Origin of the sequence: Microbacterium sp. JB110 (assembly GCF_003335195.1) — a bacterium.
Lineage (GTDB): Bacteria > Actinomycetota > Actinomycetes > Actinomycetales > Microbacteriaceae > Microbacterium.
Window position 1 is genome coordinate 193,352 of sequence record NZ_QPGM01000005.1, and the last position, 22,577, is coordinate 215,928.

At 68.7% G+C, this 22,577-nt stretch carries 17 protein-coding genes; 13 read left to right on the plus strand and 4 right to left on the minus strand.

The window, feature by feature from the left end:
* Nucleotides 1–176: 176 nt before the first annotated feature.
* Nucleotides 177–3,788 carry a TM0106 family RecB-like putative nuclease gene (locus CIK77_RS10760; RefSeq protein WP_442923144.1) on the plus strand — a complete coding sequence of 1,204 codons (3,612 nt, stop codon included), beginning with the start codon at nucleotides 177–179 and terminating at the stop codon, nucleotides 3,786–3,788.
* Nucleotides 3,789–3,849: 61 nt separating this feature from the next.
* Here CIK77_RS10760 and upp read toward each other — a convergent pair whose 3' ends face one another.
* Nucleotides 3,850–4,482 carry a uracil phosphoribosyltransferase gene (gene upp, locus CIK77_RS10765; RefSeq protein WP_087054486.1) on the minus strand — a complete coding sequence of 211 codons (633 nt, stop codon included), beginning with the start codon at nucleotides 4,480–4,482 and terminating at the stop codon, nucleotides 3,850–3,852.
* A gap of 175 nt (nucleotides 4,483–4,657) precedes the next feature.
* Between upp and CIK77_RS10770 the strand changes: the two genes are divergently transcribed.
* The 3 genes from CIK77_RS10770 to CIK77_RS10780 are packed head-to-tail and all read left to right on the plus strand — an operon-like array spanning nucleotide 4,658 to nucleotide 7,173.
* A complete protein-coding gene (locus CIK77_RS10770) occupies nucleotides 4,658–5,698 on the plus strand; it encodes an NAD(P)-dependent alcohol dehydrogenase (protein WP_087054485.1) in 1,041 nt (346 codons plus the stop codon).
* A 9-nt stretch (nucleotides 5,699–5,707) separates the two neighbouring features.
* The gene (locus CIK77_RS10775; RefSeq protein ID WP_249268530.1) at nucleotides 5,708–6,169 is read left to right on the plus strand and encodes a nucleoside deaminase; all 462 of its coding nucleotides are present in this window, start codon (nucleotides 5,708–5,710) and stop codon (nucleotides 6,167–6,169) included.
* On the plus strand, nucleotides 6,166–7,173 hold the full coding sequence (locus CIK77_RS10780) for an epimerase (protein ID WP_087054484.1): 1,008 nt from the start codon (nucleotides 6,166–6,168) through the stop codon (nucleotides 7,171–7,173). The genes CIK77_RS10775 and CIK77_RS10780 overlap by 4 nt, the downstream gene beginning before the upstream one ends.
* A gap of 47 nt (nucleotides 7,174–7,220) precedes the next feature.
* On the opposite strand, the gene CIK77_RS10785 is transcribed toward CIK77_RS10780, so the two are convergent.
* Both CIK77_RS10785 and CIK77_RS10790 read right to left on the minus strand, forming a co-directional pair.
* Complete coding sequence (locus CIK77_RS10785; RefSeq protein WP_087054483.1) at nucleotides 7,221–8,153, minus strand: LLM class F420-dependent oxidoreductase; 933 nt, start codon at nucleotides 8,151–8,153, stop codon at nucleotides 7,221–7,223.
* A gap of 91 nt (nucleotides 8,154–8,244) precedes the next feature.
* Nucleotides 8,245–9,432 carry a class I SAM-dependent methyltransferase gene (locus CIK77_RS10790; protein WP_087054482.1) on the minus strand — a complete coding sequence of 396 codons (1,188 nt, stop codon included), beginning with the start codon at nucleotides 9,430–9,432 and terminating at the stop codon, nucleotides 8,245–8,247.
* A 196-nt stretch (nucleotides 9,433–9,628) separates the two neighbouring features.
* On the opposite strand from CIK77_RS10790, the gene groES reads away from it, so the two are divergent.
* The 3 genes from groES (at nucleotide 9,629) to guaB (ending at nucleotide 12,736) form a co-directional block, all read left to right on the plus strand.
* Nucleotides 9,629–9,925 (plus strand): co-chaperone GroES, encoded by a 297-nt coding sequence (gene groES / locus CIK77_RS10795; protein ID WP_087054481.1) that lies wholly within the window; start codon nucleotides 9,629–9,631, stop codon nucleotides 9,923–9,925.
* A gap of 256 nt (nucleotides 9,926–10,181) precedes the next feature.
* Nucleotides 10,182–11,108 carry an EamA family transporter RarD gene (gene rarD, locus CIK77_RS10800; protein WP_087054480.1) on the plus strand — a complete coding sequence of 309 codons (927 nt, stop codon included), beginning with the start codon at nucleotides 10,182–10,184 and terminating at the stop codon, nucleotides 11,106–11,108.
* Between the two features lie 125 nt (nucleotides 11,109–11,233).
* A complete protein-coding gene (guaB, locus tag CIK77_RS10805; RefSeq protein ID WP_087054479.1) occupies nucleotides 11,234–12,736 on the plus strand; it encodes an IMP dehydrogenase in 1,503 nt (500 codons plus the stop codon).
* A 103-nt stretch (nucleotides 12,737–12,839) separates the two neighbouring features.
* Here the strand turns inward: guaB and CIK77_RS10810 are convergent, their stop codons facing one another.
* Nucleotides 12,840–15,914 (minus strand): hypothetical protein, encoded by a 3,075-nt coding sequence (locus CIK77_RS10810; protein ID WP_140403510.1) that lies wholly within the window; start codon nucleotides 15,912–15,914, stop codon nucleotides 12,840–12,842.
* A gap of 354 nt (nucleotides 15,915–16,268) precedes the next feature.
* Between CIK77_RS10810 and CIK77_RS10815 the strand changes: the two genes are divergently transcribed.
* The 6 genes from CIK77_RS10815 (at nucleotide 16,269) to CIK77_RS10840 (ending at nucleotide 22,576) form a co-directional block, all read left to right on the plus strand.
* Nucleotides 16,269–17,384, plus strand: coding sequence for a GuaB3 family IMP dehydrogenase-related protein (locus CIK77_RS10815; RefSeq protein ID WP_087056743.1), 1,116 nt, complete (start codon nucleotides 16,269–16,271; stop codon nucleotides 17,382–17,384).
* Nucleotides 17,385–17,393: 9 nt separating this feature from the next.
* Nucleotides 17,394–18,218 carry an SURF1 family protein gene (locus CIK77_RS10820; RefSeq protein ID WP_332841613.1) on the plus strand — a complete coding sequence of 275 codons (825 nt, stop codon included), beginning with the start codon at nucleotides 17,394–17,396 and terminating at the stop codon, nucleotides 18,216–18,218.
* Nucleotides 18,219–18,385: 167 nt separating this feature from the next.
* The gene (locus CIK77_RS10825; protein ID WP_087056742.1) at nucleotides 18,386–18,922 is read left to right on the plus strand and encodes a DUF3817 domain-containing protein; all 537 of its coding nucleotides are present in this window, start codon (nucleotides 18,386–18,388) and stop codon (nucleotides 18,920–18,922) included.
* Entirely contained in the window at nucleotides 18,919–20,496 is a 1,578-nt protein-coding gene (gene guaA, locus CIK77_RS10830; protein WP_087056741.1) for a glutamine-hydrolyzing GMP synthase, read from the plus strand. Before CIK77_RS10825 ends, guaA begins: the two co-directional genes overlap by 4 nt.
* 141 nt (nucleotides 20,497–20,637) lie before the next feature.
* The gene (locus CIK77_RS10835) at nucleotides 20,638–22,023 is read left to right on the plus strand and encodes a glycosyltransferase (protein WP_087056745.1); all 1,386 of its coding nucleotides are present in this window, start codon (nucleotides 20,638–20,640) and stop codon (nucleotides 22,021–22,023) included.
* 127 nt (nucleotides 22,024–22,150) lie between these two features.
* On the plus strand, nucleotides 22,151–22,576 hold the full coding sequence (locus CIK77_RS10840; RefSeq protein ID WP_087056740.1) for a YciI family protein: 426 nt from the start codon (nucleotides 22,151–22,153) through the stop codon (nucleotides 22,574–22,576).
* Nucleotide 22,577: the final 1 nt, after the last annotated feature.

A 22,577-nucleotide genomic window follows, 5' to 3' on the forward strand; every position in this document is an offset into this window, starting at 1 on the left:
TGTTTCTGGTCTGGCCGGGCGTTCCGGTTCCCGGAAGTGCGGTTCCGGTGCGGCGTTGGTGCAGCTCGGGGGACCGGAAGCGGTGCGCCGACGGTGGTGGTGCAGTTTGGGGTATCGGAAGGGGAAGGGCGACACCCCGCGCCGGGGATGTCGGAGGGCCCGCGTAGCCTCGAAGCGTGAGATACATTCCTTCCGAGCAGCGGGTCGTGTTCAGCGCGAGCGACATGACCGTGAGCGCGAACTGCGAGTTCGAGTGGCTGTGGGCGCTCGACGCGAGGCTGGGCCGCGTCGAGGCGGTGGAGGAACCCGACGACGAGATGCTCGAGCGTGCGGCGCGCATGGGCGACGCGCACGAGGAACGGGTGCTCGAGCGCTATCGAGCCGAGCGCGGCGACGCGGTCATCGAGATCGCCTCGGTACGGTCGGGTGACGCGGAGGGCATGGCGCGTGCCACGGACGAGACGGCAGCGGCCCTGGCGAATCCTCACGCCGAGGTCGTCTTCCAAGCGGCGTTCCAGACCCAGGAGTTCGTCGGGTTCGCCGACTTCATCGTGCGCGACGAGAGCGGCGCGTGGCGCGTGCAGGACACCAAGCTCGCCCGTCGCGCGAAGTCGACGGCACTGATGCAGCTCGGCGCCTACGTCGACCAGCTCGATCGTCTCGGCGTCACCAGATCGAGTGAGGTCGATCTGCTCCTCGGCGACGGCACGACCTCGACGCACCGCGTCGACGATGTGCTGCCGCTGTTCTTCGTGCGGCGCGATCGCATCAGGGCGCTGATCGCCGACCGCAGGGTCGAGCAGGGCGGGGCGTACGCGCCGATCGCGTGGGGCGACCGGCGCGGGGCGCTCGACGTGCGAACCTGCGGTCGATGCGCAACATGCCAGCGGCAGGTCGAGCTCCACCGCGACGTGCTGCTCGTAGCCGGTATGCGCGTCACCCAGCGCGACCGGCTGCGCGAGGTCGGCATCGACACGATCGACGCACTCGCCGAGGCGACCGAGAAGCCGGCCAGGATGGGCGACGAGGCGTTCCAGGCACTGCGCACTCAGGCGCGCCTGCAGGTGGAGACCGAGCGCGACGGCACGGGCGCACCGCTGTACGAGGTCGTCAACCCCGCTGCACTGGGCGCGATGCCGCGACCCGACCGCGGCGACATCTTCTTCGACTTCGAGGGCGACCCGCTGCACAGCGAGTCGCTTCCGGACGGCCGGCTCGCCTGGGGCATCGACTACCTGTTCGGCTGGGTCGACCTCGACGAGCAGTACACACCGCTCTGGGCGCACGATCTGGATGCTGAGCGACAAGCGCTCGAACGGTTCTGCGACTTCGTCGCCACGCGCAGGCGCGCCTCGCCCGGTATGCACATCTACCACTACGCGCCGTACGAGCCGAGTCACCTCGCTGCGATGGCCGCACGGCACGGCGTGCGTGAGGCCGATGTCGACCGCATGCTGCGCGACGAGGTGTTCGTCGACCTGTACCCGATCGTGAAGAACGCCCTTCGCGTCGGTTCCAGGTCGTACTCGATCAAGAAGCTCGAGCCGTTGTACATGGGGGCAGAGGTGCGCACGCAGGACGTGCAGAAGGGCGACGACTCGATCGGCCGCTATGTCGAGGCCCGCGGAATGCTCGAGTCCGGCCGCGCCGACGACGCACAGCAGATCCTCGACGACCTCGCCGACTACAACCGCTACGACTGCGTCTCCACCCGGCGCCTGCGCGATTGGCTCGTCGAGCGCGCACGCGAATCGCAGGTGCTCCCTGCCGCACCCGAGGATCGCCCTTCAGATGCGTACGAGCCGTCGCCCCGCGCCACGGCGCTGAACGCGCGCGCCGAGGAGCTGCGCGAATCGCGCGACCCTGCTGAAGCCGCAGGGGCCGACGAGAATGCACTCCGCCTGGCCGCGGCTGCCATCGACTACTATCCGCGCGAGCAGAAGGCATTCTGGCAGGGGCACTTCGAACGCCTCCGCGAACCCATGTCGCTGTGGGGCGAGACGCGCGACGTCGTCATCGTCGACCTGCGCCGCTCCGACGTCGTGCAGGACTGGCATGTGCCCGACGGTCGGCGCGCCGAGCGCCGACTGATCGAACTGCGAGGCGATGTCGCCCCAGGCACCAGGCTGCGTGAAGGGGCGAGCCCGTACCTGCTCTATCCGGTGCCCGCGCCGTTCCCGGCCGATGGCGCGTCGAACCGCTGGATCCACGTGCCGCGGGAGGCGCGGGTCGTGGAGACGCTCGACGACGGTGCGATCGTCGAGGAGTTCGCCGTCGCCGGCAACACCTGGCACGAGCTGCCCGTCGCGATGACGCCGCCGAAGCCGCCGCCCGCGGGGGCGCAGCAGGGCGCAATCGACGAGTGGGCCGACCAGCTGCTCCTGGGCGAGAAGAACGTCGGCGCCAGCGACGGCGCCTACCCGGTCGACCCGGCCACCGACATCCTGCGTTCGCTGCGCGCCGATCATCACGCAGGGCGTGTGATGTCGTCCTCGATCGGCAACGACGTCGACGCGATCGTCTTCTCGCTGCTGAGCATTCCCACCTACCTCGCGGTGCAGGGTCCGCCAGGCACGGGGAAGACCTACGTCGGCTCGCACGTGATCGCGCGGCTCGTCAACGACCACGGCTGGAAGGTCGGCGTCGTGGCACAGTCGCACGCAGTCGTGGAGAACATGCTCGACCGCGTGGTGGCTGCCGGAGTCCCTGCCGATCAGGTCGGCAAGACGCTCAAGGGCGGGGCACGTGCGAACGGCGAGACGTTCACCGTCGTGCCGAAGAACGGCCTCGCCGCGTTCCAGCAGGGGCGCTCGACGTCGAAGGGCTACGTCATCGGCGGCACGGCCTGGGACTTCGCGAACACCACACGCGTCGACCGCCGTGCACTCGACCTGCTCGTCGTCGATGAGGCAGGTCAGTTCTCACTGGCGTCGACGATCGCAGTGTCGATGGCGTCGCGCCGACTGCTCCTGCTCGGCGACCCGCAGCAGCTTCCTCAGGTCAGCCAGGGAACCCACCCCGCTCCGATCGACACGTCGGCGCTCGGTTGGCTGATGCGAGGCGAAGCGGTGCTCCCGGCAGGGCACGGCTACTTCCTCGCGCAGACCTGGCGGCTGCACCCCGATGTGGCGCGGCCGGTCTCCGACCTCTCCTACAGTGGCCAGCTGCGTTCCCGCGCCGGCGCCGAGCGACGCTCCGTCACCGGAATCGCGCCCGGCGTGCATTCGGTCGCCGTCGCGCACCGCGGCAACGTCACCGATTCGCCTGAGGAAGCCGCAGAGGTGCTCAGGATCGTTCGCGAGACGATCGGCCGGGAGTTCGTCGACATCTCGATCGACGACGAACAACAGGCCGCCAGCGAGCCCGCTCGTGCGCTGACGCAGGCAGACGTGATCGTCGTCGCCCCGTACAACGCACAGCAGCAGCTCGTCGAGCGCGTGCTGTCGGACGCGGGGTTCGGCGACGTGCGCGTGGGCACCGTCGACAAGTTCCAGGGGCAGGAAGCCGCCGTGGCGATCCTGACGCTGGCCGCCTCATCCGGCCGCGATGCGCCCCGCGGCCCCGAATTCCTGCTGCTCGAGAACCGCCTCAACGTCGCGATCAGTCGAGCGAAGGTCGCCGCCTACGTCGTGCACAGTCCGGCGCTGCTCGACGACCTGCCGCACACGCCGGAGGGCGTGTCGCGGATGAGTGCCTTCGCGAGGCTCGTCGGCGCCGTCTCGGCCAGCGGTCGGACGCAGGAGACCTCGGGGCCGACCGTCGTCAGCGCCGCGCCCGAGCACGCCTGAGTCGAGCGCGCATGCGTCGCGGCGGACCGGATGCGGAAGCGCCGCGCGGGGGAGAGGTCGCTCAGACCGTGCCGTAGAGCCGGTCGCCGGCGTCGCCGAGACCGGGAACGATGTAGGCGTTGTCGTCGAGTCCCTCGTCGAGCGCGCCCAGCACGAGGTGCACGTTGCGATTCCCGACCATGTCCTCGATCATCTTCACGCCCTCCGGAGTGCCCAGCAGGCACACCGCGGTGACATCGTCCGCGCCGCGCGCGAACAGGAACTCGATGGCGGCGCCCAGCGAACCGCCCGTCGCGAGCATCGGGTCGACCACGAAGCACTGCCGGCCGCTCAGGTCATCCGGGAGCCGCTCGGCATACGTCATCGGCTGGAGCGTCTCGTCGTCGCGCACCATGCCGAGAAAACCGACCTCCGCCGTGGGGATCAGCGTCGTCATGCCCTCGAGCATGCCGAGCCCCGCGCGCAGGATGGGCACCACCAGCGGCCGCGGGCTGCTGATCTCGACGCCCACCGTCGTCGTCACCGGCGTCTCGATCTCACGCGGCGTCACGCGGACATCGCGCGTGGCCTCGTAGGCGAGAAGCGTGACGAGCTCGTGCGTCAGCTGCCGGAAGACGGGTGACGGAGTTCGCTTGTCGCGGAGGACGGTCAGTTTGTGCGTGATGAGCGGGTGATCCGCGACGTGCAGGCGCATGAGAACAGGCTACTCGGCGTGCTTCCGAATCGTGACGGACCGAAGTGTCGTCGTGGAGTTCGCCCGAGGCGAGATGCTCTCGATGAACGGGCCAGCCCGGGGCTTCGATGCCAGTTCCGCGAGAGGATGGAACGGCGGGGATGCTCCGCTTCGCGAACGAGAAAGGTTGACTTCAATGAAGGCACTTCAGTACGTCGAAATCGGCAAGCCTCCGCGCGTTCAAGAGGTGCCGACACCGGAACCGGGACCCGGCCAGGTGCGTCTCAGAGTCACGGCGGCCGGTGCGTGCCACTCCGATTCGTTCGTCATGGGCCTCGACGAGGAGCAGTACACGGCCGCCTATCCGCTGCCGATGACGCTCGGACACGAGGGCGCGGGCATCGTCGACAAGCTCGGAGAGGGCGTCACGGAGGTCGCTCTCGACGATGCTGTCGCCGTCTACGGCCCGTGGGGCTGCGGACGCTGCTACCAATGCGCCCAGGGCAAGGAGAACTACTGCGAGCGGGCCGCAGAGCTCGGCATCACGCCTCCCGGGCTCGGACACGACGGGTCGATGGCCGAGTACATGATCGTCGATTCGCCGCGATTCCTGGTTCCGCTCGGAGACCTCGACGCCGCCGAGAACGTCGCACTCACCGATGCCGGGCTGACGCCGTACCACGCGATCAAGGGGTCGCTGGCGAAGCTTGTTCCCGGATCGACCGCAGTGGTCATCGGCACGGGTGGGCTCGGTCACGTCGCGATTCAGATTCTGAGGTCGCTGACTCCCGCCACGGTGATCGCCCTCGACGTCGACGAAGCCAAGCTCGAGCTCGCGAAGGACGTGGGTGCCCACCACGCGTTCCTCTCGAACGATGACGCCGTCGACGCGATTCGTGGGGCCACGGGGCAGCCCGCTGTCACCGCGATCTTCGACTTCGTCGGTGCGCAGGTGACAGCCGACCTCGGCACCAAGCTCCGCGGCACCGAATCCGACCAGGTGCTCGTCGGCGTCGGCCGTGCCGAGATCGCAATGGGCACGCTGGGCAGTCCGTTCGACGCCACGGTGCGCGCGCCGTACTGGGGTTCGCGCTCGGAGCTCATGGATGTGCTCGCCCTCGCCGAAGCAGGAAACGTGAAGGTGGAGATCGAGCGCTTCTCCCTGGACGACGCCGCGGAGGCATACGCCCGTCTGCACGAGGGCACCTTGCGCGGACGAGCCGTGGTCACACCGTAATCTGAGGGCATGACTCCTGACCGCGCCGACGTCGACCTCATGCGCGGCGCGCTCGCGCTCGCCGAAGAGGCCGCTGCGGCAGGCGAGGTGCCGGTCGGTGCGGTCGTGACCGACCCGACCGGCACCGTCATCGGCCGAGGACGGAACCGTCGAGAGTCGACGGGGGATCCGAGCGCGCACGCCGAGATCGCGGCGCTGCGTGAGGCCGCCTCCCAGCGGGGCGGATGGAACCTCTCCGGATGCACGCTCGTCGTCACGCTCGAGCCGTGCCTGATGTGCGCCGGCGCGCTGCTGCAGGCGCACATCTCGCGCCTGGTCTTCGGCGCATGGGATGACAAGGCGGGCGCCGCCGGGTCGATGTACGACGTGGTGCGCGATCGGCGTCTGCCCTACCGCGCCGAGGTCATCGGTGGTGTGATGGAGCAGGAGACGCGGGCGCCGCTGGAAGCCTTCTTCGAGGAGCGACGATGACACATCCGGATCGGGTCGCCGTGATCGCCGGCGCAAGCGGCTTCATGGGCTCGGCCCTGCGCGAAGCGCTCGTCGACGAAGGATACGAGGTCCGTTCGATCGGGCGGAGCGAGGCGGTGCGCTGGGGCGAGGCCGCGGCGATCCTCGACGCCGTCACCGGAGCCGAACTGCTCATCAACCTGGCGGGAAAGTCGGTCAACTGCCGATACGACGACGCCAATCGCAACGAGATCCTGCGCTCGCGCGTGGACACAACGCGGGAGCTGCGCGAGGCGGTCTCCGCCAGCGACAACCCGCCGAAGGTGTGGTTCAACGCCAGCACCGCGACGATCTACCGCGACGCGATGGACCGGCCGCAGAGCGAGGAATCCGGGGACATCGGCTGGGGCTTCTCCTGCGACGTCGCCCGCACCTGGGAGAAGGAGTTCTTCGCAGGCGACCTGCCGCGGACGCGACGCGTCGCGCTGCGCACATCGATCTGCCTCGGCGACGGGCCTGCGACGGCGCTGTTCTTCCGGCTGGCACGCGTCGGGCTCGGCGGCTGGCAGTCCGGCGGCTGGTGGTTCCGCCACAACCGGTACCGAGGGATCGGCCCGGACCCGAGCCGCGACGGATTCCACTCCGAGCACACCGGCGGCCGTCAGAAGTTCAGCTGGATCCACATCGACGACGTGATCGGCGCCATCCGGTTCCTGCGTGACCGAGCCGACATCTCGGGCCCGATCAACCTCGCCGCCCCCGTCACGCCGGACAACCGCGCCCTGATGGGCGCCCTGCGTCGCACGGTCGGCATGCCGATCGGGCTGCCGGCATGGCGCTGGATGATCGAGCCGGCGATGTGGGCGCTTCGCACCGAGTCGGAGCTCGTGCTGAAGAGCCGCTGGGTCGAGCCGAGGCGCCTCGTCGACGCGGGCTACGAGTTCCAGCATCCGCAGCTCGAACCGGCCCTGCGCGACATCCGGAGCCGGATGAGGGCGAAGCGCCGTCATGATTCGCCGCGATAGCGCGATGGCGTGAGCCCGAGCACCGCGGCGAACTGGGCCTGCCCGCCTCAGCGGGGGAGCTTTGGCAGGATCTCCTCGCCGAGGTAGGCGAGGTGGTCGAGATCGGTCATATCGATCATCTGGAAGTAGATGCGCTCGGCGCCGTGCTCGATCAGTGTGCCGACGCGGTCGACGATCTCGTCCGCAGATCCGCAGAACGTGTAGCCGGCGCGGAAGTCGTCGAGATCGACGCCGGTGTTCGCGGCGCGGCGACGCACGTCCTGCTCGGTCGCGCCGGCGAGGGTGGTCAGGCCGACGGTGCGCTTGAGCGTGGCGGGGTCGCGGTCGATCGCCTCGCACGCGCGGACCACGTTCTGCAACCGGTCGGCTGTCACCTCTTCCGTCTGGAACACGATGTTGAACTCGCTGGCGTACTTCGCTGCGAGCGCGGGAGTGCGCTTGGGGCCAGGGCCGCCCACGATCAGCGGGATCGGCTGCTGAACCGGTTTCGGCAGTGCGGGGGAATCATCGAGCCGGTAGTGGCGCCCCTCGAACGAGTACGTCTCTCCGTGCGGCGTGCCCCACAGCCCGGTGACGATCTCGAGCTGCTCCTCCAGGTGTGAGAAGCGCTTGGCGGGGAACGGAATGCCGTACGCCGCGTGCTCGGCTTCGAACCATCCGGTGCCCAGGCCCAGCTCGACGCGGCCGCCCGACATCTGGTCGACCTGCGCGACCTGGAGCGCGAGCAGTCCGGGCAAACGATAGGTCACCGACGACACCAGCGTGCCGAGCCGGATGGTGCTGGTCTCGCGTGCCAGGCCGGCGAGCGTCGTCCAGGCGTCGGTCGGGCCGGGCAGGCCGTCGAAGAACTCGCCCATCTTCAGATAGTGATCGGAGCGGAAGAACCCCGTGAAGCCGTGCCGTTCCGCGGCCTGAGCGAAGTCGAGCTGGGTGTCGTACGAGGCGCCCTGCTGGGGCTCGGTGAAAACGCAGTACTCCATGGCCTTCATCGTACGTGCGCACCGTTCACCTGACGCCAGTCGTGGGCAGACCATCGCGACACCCACTAAACGTGTCAGGTGAACCCGGTCGTCAGACCCGATCGGCGAGCACGGCCACGCGCCTTCCGTCGATGCGGGTGAGGATGAGCGTTGCGGCCTCGTCGCCGCGCAGGGCGAGCCTGCGGCGCAGCACGGCGGGGTCGATGTCGACGCCGCGCTTCTTGATCTCGAGCGTGCCGATGCCGCGGGCCCGCAGGGCCTTGCCGAGATGTCTGACGTCGGCCGGCAGCGTCTCGCGCACGCGGAACGACGAGACGAACGGGCTCGTCGCGGCGGCATCGCCGGTGAGATACGCGATTCCGGATGCCACGGGGCCGGCCTCCAGCGCGCGTGCCACGTCGCCGATGAGTCTGGCGCGGATGACGGCGCCCTCCGGCTCGTGCACGTACGCTCCCAGCTCGCGGACCGGCTCGTCCTCGGCGTCGGTCGGGGCGGTGAGCTCGTGGGCGCTGTCGCCGCGCAGCACGAGCGCGGACCTGCCCACGCCCTCCCGTGCGAGCGCGCCGGTCCAGATGACGAGCTCGACCGTCGAACCGTCGACGCTGATCCACTGGGCCTCGCAGTCCTCCGGAAGCGCGTCCCGATCGTGCGCGGGGCCGAGCTTCACGCCGGCCGGCATGCGCGAGGCGAGGTCGAAGGTCCAGTCAAGCGGCGGCGAGTACGCGTCGGCGCCCACCCGCTGCGTCTCCGTGCGGCCACCGGTTCGGCGCGCGGGATCGAGCCACACGGCGTCGACCCCCGTGAGGTCGGCACGCTCGGCCGTGCCGTGCGCGACGGTGCACTCGGGACGGAAAGCCGCCAGGTTGAATGCGGCGATGGCCGCGGTCACCTCGTCGGCGTCGACCGAGTGCACGCGCATACCGACGCCGGCGAAGGCGAGGGAGTCGCCGCCGATGCCGCAGCCCAGGTCTGCAACGGACGAGATGCCCGCCCGCCGCATCCGTTCGGCGTGCCGCATCGCGACGGATGTGCGCGTGGCCTGCTCGAGCCCTGCGCGTGTGAACAGCATCCGATTCGCCATGTCGCCGAACTTCGCCGTCGCCCGCACGCGCAGCCGTGCCTGGCCGACCACGGCGGAGACCAGATCGGGAGAATGTCCTGCTGCCCGCAGCCGCGAGACCGAGTGCGCCACATCGGTCGCCGTCTCGACCGGGTCGAGGGAGTCGAGGAGAGCGAGCCCCTCGCGCGTGAGGAGGGCATCGATCTCCGCCTGTTCCATCCGCCCAGCCTACGTGTCGGTGCCGGTGGCGAACGGGTCATCATCCGGCCTCTCCTGCTCCCCGATCGGCGTCGGGCGAAACAAAATTGGCACTCGCGTTGCGAGAGTGCCAGAGAGCGTCCTAAACTGCCGTTAGCACTCTCGCATTGAGAGTGCGAACCTATAGTCTTCTGACACCACAGGGAAGAGGTACACCGTGTCGGTTTCCATCAAGCCGCTCGAGGACCGCATCGTCATTCAGCAGGTCGAGGCAGAGCAGACCACCGCCAGCGGTCTGGTCATCCCCGACACTGCCAAGGAGAAGCCCCAGGAGGGCGAGGTCGTGGCCGTTGGTCCCGGCCGCATCGACGACAACGGCAACCGCGTTCCGGTCGACGTCGCAGTCGGCGACCGCGTGCTCTACAGCAAGTACGGCGGCACCGAGGTGAAGTTCGGCGCTGACGAGTACCTGGTGCTCTCGGCGCGCGACGTGCTCGCCGTCGTCGTTCGCTGACACCGCGTTCCTCAGAACCCCGGGCCCTGGCGGTCCGGGGTTCTTTGCGTGTCCGGTGAGCCGGCCACGCCCGGGTGCGGCGGACTGCGCGCGTTCGCGAACAGAATGCGCGCATGATAACACCGATCCCCGCAGAACGTGTTCGTGAACGCGCGATCTGTTGTCCTGTGCGCGGACAGTCCTTCGCGGCGCCCGACATGCCCCGCGAGACTAGGCTTGTCCGGTGAGCAGCGACCCGGATGACGCACGTGTGCGGATGGCAGGAACAGGGTACGGGTTCAGTGCGTACCTGCTGTGGGGCTTCCTGCCGCTGTACTTCGTCCTGCTCGCGCCGACCGGCCCATGGGAGGTCGTCGCCTGGCGGGTGATCCTGTCGCTGGTGCTGTGCGCCGTGCTGCTCACCTTCACGCGCGGATGGCGCCGGCTGGCTGCCGTGCTGCGCAACCCCCGGCTGGTGTGGTGGACCGTGCTGGCCGGCCTTCTCATCTACGTGAACTGGCAGGCGTTCCTGATCGCCGCGCAGAGCGGTCAGGTGCTGCAGGCGAGCCTCGGGTACTTCATCAACCCGATTGTGACGGTGCTGCTCGCGGTCATCTTCCTGCGCGAGCGCCCGCGCCCGCTGCAGTGGGCTGCCATCGGCGTCGTCGCCGTGGCGGTCGGCGTGATCGTCGTGGGGTACGGCGCCGTGCCATGGCTGTCGCTGGCGATGGCGCTGTCCTTCGGGTTCTACGGCCTCGTGAAGAACCGCATCGGCCCCGCGGTCGACGCCGTCGGCGGTCTCGCGCTCGAAACGCTGTGGCTGACACCCATCGCGATCGCTCAGCTCGTGCTGGTCGCCGCGACGACGGGCCTCACCTTCGGCGTGAGCGGCTTCTGGCACGCCGTCGCCCTCGCCTGCGCGGGTGCTGTCACGACGGTGCCGCTGCTGCTGTTCGCCGCCGGATCGCGACGCGTGTCGCTCTCGACGATGGGCATGCTGCAGTTCATCGCCCCGATCCTGCAGTTCATCACCGGCGTCTTCTTCCTCGGCGAGGCGATGCCGCCAGAGCGGCTCACCGGCTTCGCGCTCGTGTGGGTCGCGTGCGCGCTGCTCATCGTCGACATCCTGCGCTCCTCCCGCCGCGGCCGCCGGGCGAGGCGCGCGGCCCGACACATCACGGACGAGACCGTCGCACCGGTGTGAGCCGAGGTGCTCATCCGCAGCTCGGCTCGGCACACGGAATATCTGCACGTTCGCGCGACTTAGAATGTGCAACAGGCGCAGGTCACAAGCCACGCGAGCCGAGTTCCACAGGAGAGGTGCTGCCCATGACTGACCACGATCCCTTCGGCTTCGTCGGGCTGACGTATGACGATGTGCTGCTCCTGCCGGGGCACACCGACGTGATTCCGTCTGAGGCGGACACATCGACCCGACTGACCAAGCGGATCTCGCTGAACATCCCGGTGGCCTCCGCAGCGATGGACACGGTCACAGAGGCGTCCATGGCGATCGCGATGGCACGCCAGGGCGGCATCGGCATCATCCACCGCAACATCTCCATCGAGGATCAGGCCAAGCAGGTCGATCAGGTCAAGCGCTCGGAGTCCGGCATGATCACCGACCCGGTGACGGTGACACCAGAGGCAACGCTCGCCGAGCTCGACGCACTGTGTGCGCACTTCCGCGTCTCCGGCCTTCCCGTCGTCGACGAGAACCGCAGGCTGCTCGGCATCATCACCAATCGCGACACCCGATTCGTGCCTCGCGCGGAGTGGGCCACGATGAAGGTGCGCGAGAAGATGACCCGGATGCCGCTCGTCACGGCGCCGGTGGGCACTCCCCGCGAGCAGGTTCTCGAGCTGCTGGCGAAGCACCGCATCGAGAAGCTCCCGCTCGTGGACGACGCCGACACTCTGCAGGGGCTCATCACCGTCAAAGACTTCGACAAGGCAGAGGACTACCCGTTCGCCGCGAAGGACGACGAGGGGCGGCTGCGCGCAGGAGCCGCTGTCGGCTTCTTCGGCGACGGGTACGAGCGGGCGATGGCGCTCGTCGATGCGGGCGTCGACGTGCTCGTCGTCGACACGGCCAACGGCCACAGCCAAGGCGTGCTCGACATGATCTCCCGGCTCAAGAACGACCCGGCGGCCGCGCACGTCGACGTGATCGGTGGGCAGGCGGCGACCCGCGAGGGCGCACAGGCGCTCATCGACGCAGGCGCTGACGCCATCAAAGTCGGAGTCGGCCCTGGCTCGATCTGCACCACGCGCATCGTCGCGGGCGTCGGCGTTCCGCAGATCACCGCGATCTACGAGTCGGCCAAGGCCGCCATTCCTGCAGGCGTTCCCGTGATCGCCGACGGCGGGCTGCAGCATTCGGGCGACATCGGCAAGGCGCTCGTCGCCGGTGCCGACTCGGTGATGCTCGGATCGCTCCTGGCAGGCACGAAGGAGTCGCCTGGCGACCTGATCTTCGCCAACGGCCGTCAGTTCAAGGCGTACCGCGGCATGGGATCGATGGGCGCCATGCAGACGCGCGGCAAGAACACCTCGTACTCGAAGGACCGCTACTTCCAGGCCGATGTGCCCAGCGACGAGAAACTGATCGCCGAGGGAATCGAAGGCCAGGTCGCCTATCGCGGCCCGCTGGCCTCGGTCGTGCACCAGCTCGTCGGCGGACTGCGTCAGACCATGTTCTACGTGGGCGGCGGCTCCGTGCCCGAGCTGAAGGCGCGAGGCAAGTTCGTGCGGATCACGCCGGCCGGCCTGAAGGAGTCGCACCCGCACGACCTCGCCATGATGGTCGAGGCGCCGAACTACCGGAGCTGATCCGGGCGGACGATCATCTCGTCGGGTGGTGAACGCTGATGCGCCGCCGGTGAAGCTCCTGCATCACCGGCGGCGCATCAACTCCTGGGCAGGAGCAGGGTCGTCACACCTGCTGACCAGTGATCCCCTTTGCCGAGGCGCGTCGTCTGCTGAGTGCGACAAGACCTCCCAGGATCAGAAGGGCCCCGGCTGCAGCCCAACCCGCGACGTCTGCGCCGGTCACCGCCAGGTCGTCCGGACCATCAGCGGCCGGTGCCCCGACTCCTGTATCGTCCGGGTCGCTTCCCGAGTCGCCATCTGAGGACGTGTCCGCGTCTCCGGAGTCGCCGGGATCGGTCGGTTCACCGGGATCAGTCGGATCCGTCGGCTCGCCGGGATCAGTCGGATCCGTCGGCTCGCCGGGGTCGGTCGGATCAGTCGGCGCGCTCGGGTCGGCGATGTTGAAGGCTGCCGTCTGGGCGTAGCCCGATCCGTAGCCGGTGGCGACGAACGTGTGATCGCCCACCTCCGCATCCGTCGGCAACGTCGCTTCGAATGAAACGTCTCCGTCGTCGGTCGTCACCGAGCCCATCGGCACCGGATCCGAACGGAGTTCGAGACTCACCGATTCGCCCGCGCGGAAGCCGTCTCCGGTGATGGTGACCTTCTCGCCCGGCGCAGCGGATGCCGGCGAGACCGACAGAGCGCCCGGTTCTGCGAGCGCCTCGACACACGCATCGCCCTGAGAGCCGACGGCAGGAATCGGGTCGACGGGCTGCCCGTCGTCGTCCTGCACGCCATCGTCCTCACGCAGCACGATCGCGCCGAACGAGTCGCCGATTGTGGCGCCGCGCTGAGTGTTCGACACGTTCGTGACGTACGAGGCCGTCGTCGAAGCGCTCGCGCTGCGGTCGCCCTGCATCGGCACCGTGACCGATGCGCAGACCTCCCCTTCAGCGAAGTCGACCTTCTGCATGACGGCGCCTACCTGACCCGCGGGAGAACCGAGCACGGTGAGATATACCGTGGCGGGCGTCGTTGCGGGCCGCGAGAGCACGATGGGAACGTCGACGCTTCCCACGCCGGCGCCCTCTTCGACCTTCACATCCGGGACCGAAACCGCAGGTCGCGAGGAGACCTCCACCGTCCCGAGCGTGGGCTCGCCGATGAACGACAGGTCAGAGAGCAGGACTCCGCCGTCCTCCCGTGGCGCCGTGAGACGCACCTGGCGGACGTCGGCGAGCTCCACGCCGTCATACTCCGCGAGCGGGATCGTGATCTGCTGGAGCAGCACCTTGCGCAACGGGTTCTCCGTTCCGGGGAGCACCGTCAATGCGTCCCCGAACTCCGACGCCGACACGGTTGCCTGGCCGCCCGATCCGTCGACGAGAGTGACGTCGAGGCTGGTGGCATCCGTGACGTTCTCGTCGGGCGAGACTCGGAATGACAGCTGCGCATATGCTGTCGCGTCGACCGTTCCCCCAGGCACAGGCACGCGCAGTTCGCCTGCTGCCTCTTCATCGGAGTCCGGAGCCTCATAGGTGAAGTGCATGGCGGGGGTGGACGGGACTGATCCCGCTTTGCCGTTCCAACCGAGGGTGCTCCAGTCGGGTGCCTGGGCGAAGCCGAGGTCGTTGACGCAGTACGGGAGCGTACCGGGCACCTGAAGCGGTTTGAGACTCTCGCAGATGGCGAAGTCACCTGCACCGGCCAGCTGCACCGGCGTTCCGGGGGAGGCGAAGTTGTCGATGTCGAAGCGCCGTGAGGAGGGCAGGGTCGCGCTGACTCTGACGTCCGAGTCGCCGGCGGAGGACGGTACGGCGTCCGAACCGTCGAACATCGGGAGGAACTGCTCGTCTTCTCCGAGTGTGAGGCGGAAGAAGCCGGCGATGTAGGCGGTGCCGAAGGCGTACTGGGCGTCTGCGTCGAGGCGAGTCGGTGCGCTTTCGCCGCAGACGGGGTCTGTTTGCGAACGGTCCATGATCGCCCAGTCGTCGCTTGTGGCGACGTCGTACTTCCCCGGGGTCCAATAGGTGTTGAAGAAATTGTGGTTCGTGCCCATCACCAGTACGGACGAGCGCAGGACATCGTCACCGAAGGCGTGGCGCGAGTCGTCGATGTACTTCTGGCCCATCTGGTCCTCAACGTCGCCGTCGCAGTACGGCAGGATCGTGGCCGTCGGGATGCCGGGGACGGTGATGCGCGTGTAATCCGTCGGTGCGAGCGGCAGCAGGCCCCGGATGCCGAATGGGTCATCGAGCTCGAAGTTGAGGACCGCTGCGCGCATGATGCCTTCGCCGCCGCGGGAATGGCCCATCAGGCCGACGTTGTCGAGATCCAGTCGCCCTTTCAGCGCTGGATCGACTCCATCCGGTGCTGCACCGGCGTTCGCATCGCGGAGCAGCTGGAGGTGGTCGAGGACGAGCTGGCCGCGCGCCGCGGCCCCGGTGTCATCGGCCAGGGAACCGTCGAGTGAATTGATTGCGTTGGCGGAGATCGAGACGACCGCGTACCCCTGGCTTGCGAGCACCTCCGCAGCGTCGTCGTATCCCTTGTGGCTCGGGATATCGACTTGATCCGGATTGCAGGGCCACGCTTCAGGGTTGCGCGTCCCTCCTGCACACGCCGTGTGGCGGCCGTGCAGGAAGAGGGCAACAGGTCGCTCGCCCTCGATTCCGATCGGTGTGAAGACCGACGCGCGGATCTCACCCCGGCGATCGAAGCCGCGCAGCTCGACGGCCTCATCACCGAGATCGTAGTCATGCCGTTCGATGGCGTACTCGCCGCGGTCGGACGGATCCGCTGCCAATGACGGCGAAGGCACAGAGGGCGCGGCAGATTCGACGATCTGCTGTTGGCGCTGCACCGGCTCCGCGGCCGGATCGCCGACGCCCGCCCAACCCTGCAGCACGTCGTCTGGATTCGCCGCGGCCGGATCGGCTGTCGTGACAGTGAGCGTGAGACCATCGAGCGACTCGGTCGCCGCACCGAGATCGACGCCGTCGGCCCAGAGAGTCGGGAGGTCGGACCGAACCTCCAGCGGCTCGTCGAGCTGCTTGACCACTTCGTAGCCGCCCGGCACGTCGGTGACGCTCCAGTCGGGGCCGTCGAGAGTGAGCGGATCGGCTGCTGCCGGAGTCGCTGAGAGCACGGGCACAGACAGGGCACATATGAGGGCGGCGACCACAACGGGTCTCATCGGGCGAACGGAACGGGGCACAGAGTCTCCTGCTGGTCGGGGGAAGCGGAGCACGCCGCGGCTTCCGGGGAGCCCATGAAGAAAGTCGCCCCGAATCGCCATCGCGTGCGGCTTCAACCTATGGGCGGCCGCGGAGCGAATCGGTCGCGGAAACAGAACCGCAACATACCTCTTACGTGGGCGTCGATTCGGGAATCAGATTGTCGGCGCAGGCTCGCGAGATGCGCTGTTCTCGTTCGAGAAGCGCACGAAAACGGCGCATCTCGACGAGAAGTGCGCATCTCGGCAGCGGGGTGGGGCGTCGGGGGCTCGGGGCGAGTGGTCGGGGCGAGAAGATAGGGTGAGAACGTGAGCATGGAGATTGAGCTGGGCAGCGCCAAGCGGGCGCGGCGGGCGTACGCACTCGACGACATCGCGGTGGTTCCCTCCCGGCGCACCCGCAACCCCGAGGACGTCTCGACCAGCTGGTCGATCGACGCCTTCCAGTTCGAGACCCCGGTGATCGGCGCGCCGATGGACTCCGTGATGAGCCCGCAGACGGCCATCCGGCTCGGCGAGCTCGGCGGTCTCGGCGTGCTCGATCTCGAGGGGCTGTGGACCCGCTACGCCGACCCGCAGCCGCTGCTCGACGAGATCGCGTCGCTCCCGGATGAGGTGGCCACCTCGCGCATGCAGCAGCTGTACGCGGAGCCGATCAAGGCGGAGCTCATCTCGACGCGCCTCGAGGAGATCCGCGCGGCCGGTGTCACCGTCGCCGGTTCGCTCACGCCGCAGCGCACCCAGGAGTTCTACGAGACCGTCGTCGCCGCCGGCGTCGACCTGTTCGTCATCCGGGGCACCACCGTCTCTGCCGAGCACGTCTCCAGCGACCTCGAGCCGCTGAACCTGAAGAAGTTCATCTACGATCTCGACGTGCCGGTGATCGTCGGCGGCGTCAGCACGTACACGGCCGCCCTGCACCTGATGCGCACCGGCGCGGCCGGCGTGCTCGTGGGCTTCGGCGGGGGAGCGGCGTCGACCACGCGCACCACGCTCGGCATCCACGCGCCGATGGCGACCGCGATCGCCGACGTCGCCGCCGCGCGCCGCGACTACCTCGACGAGTCGGGCGGGCGCTACGTGCACGTCATCGCCGACGGCGGCGTGGGAACATCCGGAGACATCGTCAAAGCCCTCGCCATGGGGGCGGACGCCGTGATGCTCGGCGTCGCACTCGCCCGCGCCACGGACGCGCCTGGTCAGGGATTCCACTGGGGCCCGGAGGTGCACCACAAGAAGCTGCCGCGGGGCCGCCGGATCAAGGTCGACGTGCGCGGCTCCCTCGAAGAGCTGCTGTACGGACCGGCCGCTGTGTCGGACGGCACGGCGAACCTCATCGGCGCCCTGCGCAAGTCGATGGCGACGACGGGCTACTCCGATCTCAAAGAGTTCCAGCGCGTCGAGGTCGTCGTCGCGCCGTACGGAGTCTGATCGACCGACGTGAGCACGCCTGAGGAATCGGAGCTCGTCTTCCCGCCGACGCTGCGGGAAGTCATGCTCCGCCCGCGTTGGCTCACGATGCTGTGCTTCTGCCTCATCGTCGCGGGCGTCTTCGCATGGCTCGGCCAGTGGCAGCTCGCGCGCGCAGTCGACTTGGATCCGCCGGCGGCAGGCGCGACCGAGGAGGTCGTGTCGCTCGACGATGTGGTGGCTCCCGCCCAGTACCTGGCGGAGGAATTCGTCGGCCAGCGGGTCGACGTGTCGGGCGCATGGGATCCGGATGACTTCCTCGTCGTCTCCTCCCGCAGCAACGACGACGTCGACGGCTTCTGGGTGACGGGGCGCCTGCAGCTCGCCGACGACTCGTCCCTCGCCGTCGCGATCGGGTTCGTCGAATCGCGCGCACAGGCGGATGACGCCGTCGCCGCGCTGGAGACCGAAGCCGATCCGTCCGCCGTCGTCGACCTGACCGGCCGCATCATCTCCGACGAGGGCCCGACCCCGCCGACCGGCGACGACCCGTTCGATATGCCCCGGATGTCGCCTGCCGCGCTCCTCGGGCAGTGGGACGAGGTGCCGGGACCGACCTACCGCGCGTTCCTGGCGACGCTCGATCCGGAGGCCGGCATCGCCGAGGTCGGGCTCGACCCGATCGTCTCGCCCGCCCCCGAGGTGGCGAGCCCCGTCAACTGGCTGAACATCTTCTACGCGGTCGAGTGGGCGGTCTTCGCCGGCTTCGCGTTCTACCTCTGGTACCGCCTCGCGAAGGACGCCCAGCAGCGCGAGATCGAGGAGATGGAAGGCTTCGATCCCGACGAGGCCTGAGCGGCACCCAGGCACGCACCCTCCGGCGTTCTCGTCGGTCGGCGCACGCAGTGCGCCTTCCCTCCTCGGCCTGGGAGTGCACGCACCTGGGCGCCGCTCATCTGGAGCGCCCAAGAAGCGCAGCGAGCACGGCGGGGGCACAGCAAACGGCCGATTAGACTGGAGACATGGCGCAACCCAAGCTCTCTTCCTTCCCGAAGATTCGAGGGGCGCTGCGCTTCTATCAGATCTGCTCGGTCATCACGGGCGTCGGTCTGCTCCTGCTCGTGGCCGAGATGGTGCTGAAGTACTCGCCGCTGCACGTCGAGCTGTTCGCCGGAGGATCAGGCGGATTCCTCTGGCTCGCCGACGTCGCGGTCGGCGCAGACTGCGAGTGGTACTCGAAGCTCGCAATGGGCGCGGGCAGCGCCTGTGTGATGGAATCCGCAGGCGACGGGGTGAACCTCTCCCTCGGCATCCTGGTGGTGCACGGCTGGTTCTACGTCGTGTATCTCTTCGCGTGCTTCCGACTCTGGAGCCTGATGCGCTGGGGCTTCATCCGGTTCGTCGCCCTTGCCGGCGGCGGCGTCGTGCCGTTCCTGTCCTTCGTGATGGAGACGCGCGTGGCGCGCGAGGTCAAGACCTATCTCGCCGAGCGCGAGAAGAACGTCGCGGAGAAGCTTGCGGCGAAGAACAACGGATCCAACCAGGAGGTCGCCGGATGAGCGTCGACACCGTCCAGCGACCTGTTCTGGTCGTCGACTTCGGAGCGCAGTACGCGCAGCTGATCGCACGCCGCGTGCGCGAGGCCGGCGTCTTCAGCGAACTCGTGCCGCACAGCGTCACGCGCGCTGATATCGAGGCGAAGAACCCCGTCGCGATGATCCTCTCCGGCGGTCCCAGCTCGGTGTACGCCGAGGGCGCCCCCGACTTCGACGCGTCGATCTTCGACCTCGGCATCCCGACGCTCGGCATCTGCTACGGCTTCCAGATGATGGCGAAGGCGCTCGGCGGCGAGGTCGCGCACACGGGTGGGCGCGAGTACGGCGCAACCGACGCGACCCTCTCCGGCGCAGGCGGAACGCTGCTGGAGGGCACACCGGCCGAGCAGAACGTGTGGATGAGCCACGGCGACGCCGTCTCGCGCGCACCAGAGGGCTTCGAGGTGCTCGCATCGACCTCCTCGACGCCCGTCGCGGCCTTCGGCAACGCCGACGCCTGCCTCTACGGCGTGCAGTGGCACCCCGAGGTGAAGCACTCAGACCACGGTCAGCGCGTCATCGAGAACTTCCTGCACCGCGCTGCCGGGCTGCCCGCCGACTGGAACACCGGCAACGTCATCGACGAGCAGGTCGCCCGCATCCGCGAGCAGGTCGGCTCGGCGCGCGTGATCTCGGCGCTGTCCGGCGGCGTCGACTCCGCCGTCTCCACGGCCCTCGTGCATCGCGCGATCGGCGACCAGCTCACCGCCGTCTTCGTCGACCACGGTCTGCTCCGCAAGGGCGAGCGAGAGCAGGTCGAGAACGACTACGTCGCGTCCACCGGCGTGCGCCTCATCACAGTCGACGCGGAGGACACGTTCCTCGGTCACCTCGAGGGCGTCACCGACCCTGAGACCAAGCGCAAGATCATCGGCCGGGAGTTCATCCGGGCCTTCGAGCGTGTGCAGCGCGAGCTCGTAGACGAGGCCAAGGCCGAAGGCGAGCCGATCAAGTTCCTCGTGCAGGGCACGCTGTATCCGGATGTCGTGGAGTCCGGCGGCGGGTCGGGAACGGCCAACATCAAGAGCCACCACAACGTCGGCGGACTGCCGGACGACCTCGACTTCGGTCTGATCGAGCCGTTGCGCACGCTGTTCAAGGACGAGGTGCGCCAGATCGGCCGCGACCTCGGCCTTCCCGAAGCGATCGTCGGCCGTCAGCCGTTCCCTGGGCCGGGCCTGGGCATCCGGATCATCGGCGAGGTCACGCACGACCGTCTCGAGACGCTCCGCGCGGCCGACGCGATCGCCCGCGAGGAGCTGACCGCTGCGGGCCTCGACCAGGAGATCTGGCAGTGCCCTGTCGTATTGCTGGCCGATGTGCGCAGCGTCGGAGTGCAGGGAGACGGCCGCACCTACGGCCACCCCATCGTGCTGCGTCCGGTCTCCAGCGAGGACGCCATGACGGCCGACTGGACGCGCCTGCCGTACGACGTGCTGGCGAAGATCTCCAACCGGATCACGAACGAGGTTCCGGATGTCAACCGGGTCGCCCTCGACGTGACGAGCAAGCCGCCGGCCACCATCGAGTGGGAGTGACGCGCCTCTCCTGCTTCGCATGGTGCGACCCACACGCCGCGATGAGTACCATGCGCTGAGGGGAGTATGTTCTGCCCCGATCCGGGCGGTGATGCTCCTCTCGGAGCGGGCGAGACGCGGAAGGAAGCGAGCAGCGGATCGATGACTACCTTCCCCGACGCGCACTATCTGATCCTGTCGAGCAGGCTCATCCCCGGTCTCGACGGCGGCTACACGATCGCGACGCTGGCGCGCGCGGCGCACATGGCCGCTGCGGGGGTGCGGACCGTGCGACTGCTGACCTTCGATCCAGGAACAGCCACCGACCACGCCGCACACCGGGCGGAGTTCGCCCGCCGCGGGCAGCTCGGGAATCCGGATGCCCTGACAGGGAACGGCGTCGAGGCGTCCGCCGCACTGATGAACCTGTTCGATGAGGCAGGGGAGGACAGATCCTGGCTGCTCGCGGCCGCGGCGCCTGGCGAGCGCGACGCGTCGCTGCAGTACCGCGAGATCCCGGATGCCGCCGGGCGCCCTCTCGCGGCGCTGCCGAATGTGCCCGATCCATCCGGGTGGCACCTGAGCACGGCTCCCGTCGTCGTCTATCAAGCCGATGGCCGCGAGGCAGGCATCGTCGCCGGTTTCGGCGGGCTGTACCGCGCGTGGCTCGAACACATCGTCGCCCGGCTGCGGGAGAGCGCCGATCTGCCTGTCGTGGTGATCTGCGAGTCGCGCCAGCTCGGTGAGCTCCTGACGGATTGGTCGGACCCCGGCATCCGGATCATCCACACCATCCACACCATGCACGTCGAGCCGCCGTTCACGCCGGACGCCCCGCTGAACTCGCTCTGGGAGCGCTGGTTCGCGCTGGCTCACCGATTCGACGCGGTCGCCTGGCCCACCGCCGCGCAGCGCGACGACGTGGCTCAGCGCTTCGGCGGTGACAACCACCTCGTGGTGCCGAACGGCGTGCAGATTCCGGATGAGCCGGCGCTCGAACGCGCAGGCGGCCTGGTCGTGATGATGAATCGCCTCGCACCAGGAAAGCGCGTCGACCACACGATCAGGGCCTTCCTCGCCGCCGACGTGACGGGCACGAGCCTCGACATCTACGGCGACGGGCCGGAGCGCGCGCGGCTGCAGCAGCTGATCGACGACCTCGGCGCGGGCGAGCGCGTCACCCTGCGAGGGCCGACCACCGACCCCGGTGCGGCGCTCGACGCGGCGGAGCTGTTCGTCACCTCGACCGAGTACGAGGGCCAGGGCCTCGCCGTCGTCGAGGCGCTCGCGCACGGCTGCCCTGTGGTGGCGTACGACATCCGGTACGGTCCTGCCGACGCGCTCGCCGCAGGCGGGGGAGTGCTGGTGCCGCCTGGCGACGAGCGGGCGCTGGCCGATGCCATCCGGAGCGTGATGGGCGATGAGCAGCTGCGCGTGAGCCTCGCGCGCGAGGCGCCGGATGCCGCGCGGCGCTGGTCGGCCGATGCCGCGATGGACGCCCTCGCCGAGGCCGTCCGGCACGTTGTCGCCGCGCCTCCCCGTCGCTGACCGCCCGGCCGGACAATCGGAGCACCGTTGCAGAAAAGTTCCGCCAGCATGTCGATCGGGTCTCTTCCCGTTCGACGTCTTCAGTGAGAGGGTCGAATCGCGGCCCCGCAATCGAAGGAGAACCATCATGAAGTTCATGCTGATCATGCGCGCGGACGACTCGGGTGTCGAGGCATACCAGGACATCCCGTTCGAGCAGATCATCGAAGCGATGGGCAAGTACAACGAGTCGATGATGAAGGCCGGTGTGCTGCTGGCTGGCGAAGGACTCACCGACGCCGAGGAGGGCTTCGTCGTCGACTTCTCAGCGGAGGCTCCCCTGGTCACGGACGGACCGTACGGTGAGACCAAGGAGTTGTTCAACGGGTTCTGGATCATCGAGGTCTCCGCGCGCGAAGAAGCCGTGGAATGGGCCAAGCGCGCGCCTCTCGGGGCAGGCGCCTTCCTCGAGGTGCGTCGGGTGACCGAGATGGAGGACTTCCCCGCCGACAACGAGTGGATCCAGAAGGAAGAGGGTTGGCGCGAGGAGCAGGCCAAGCGCGCCCAGCAGTGAC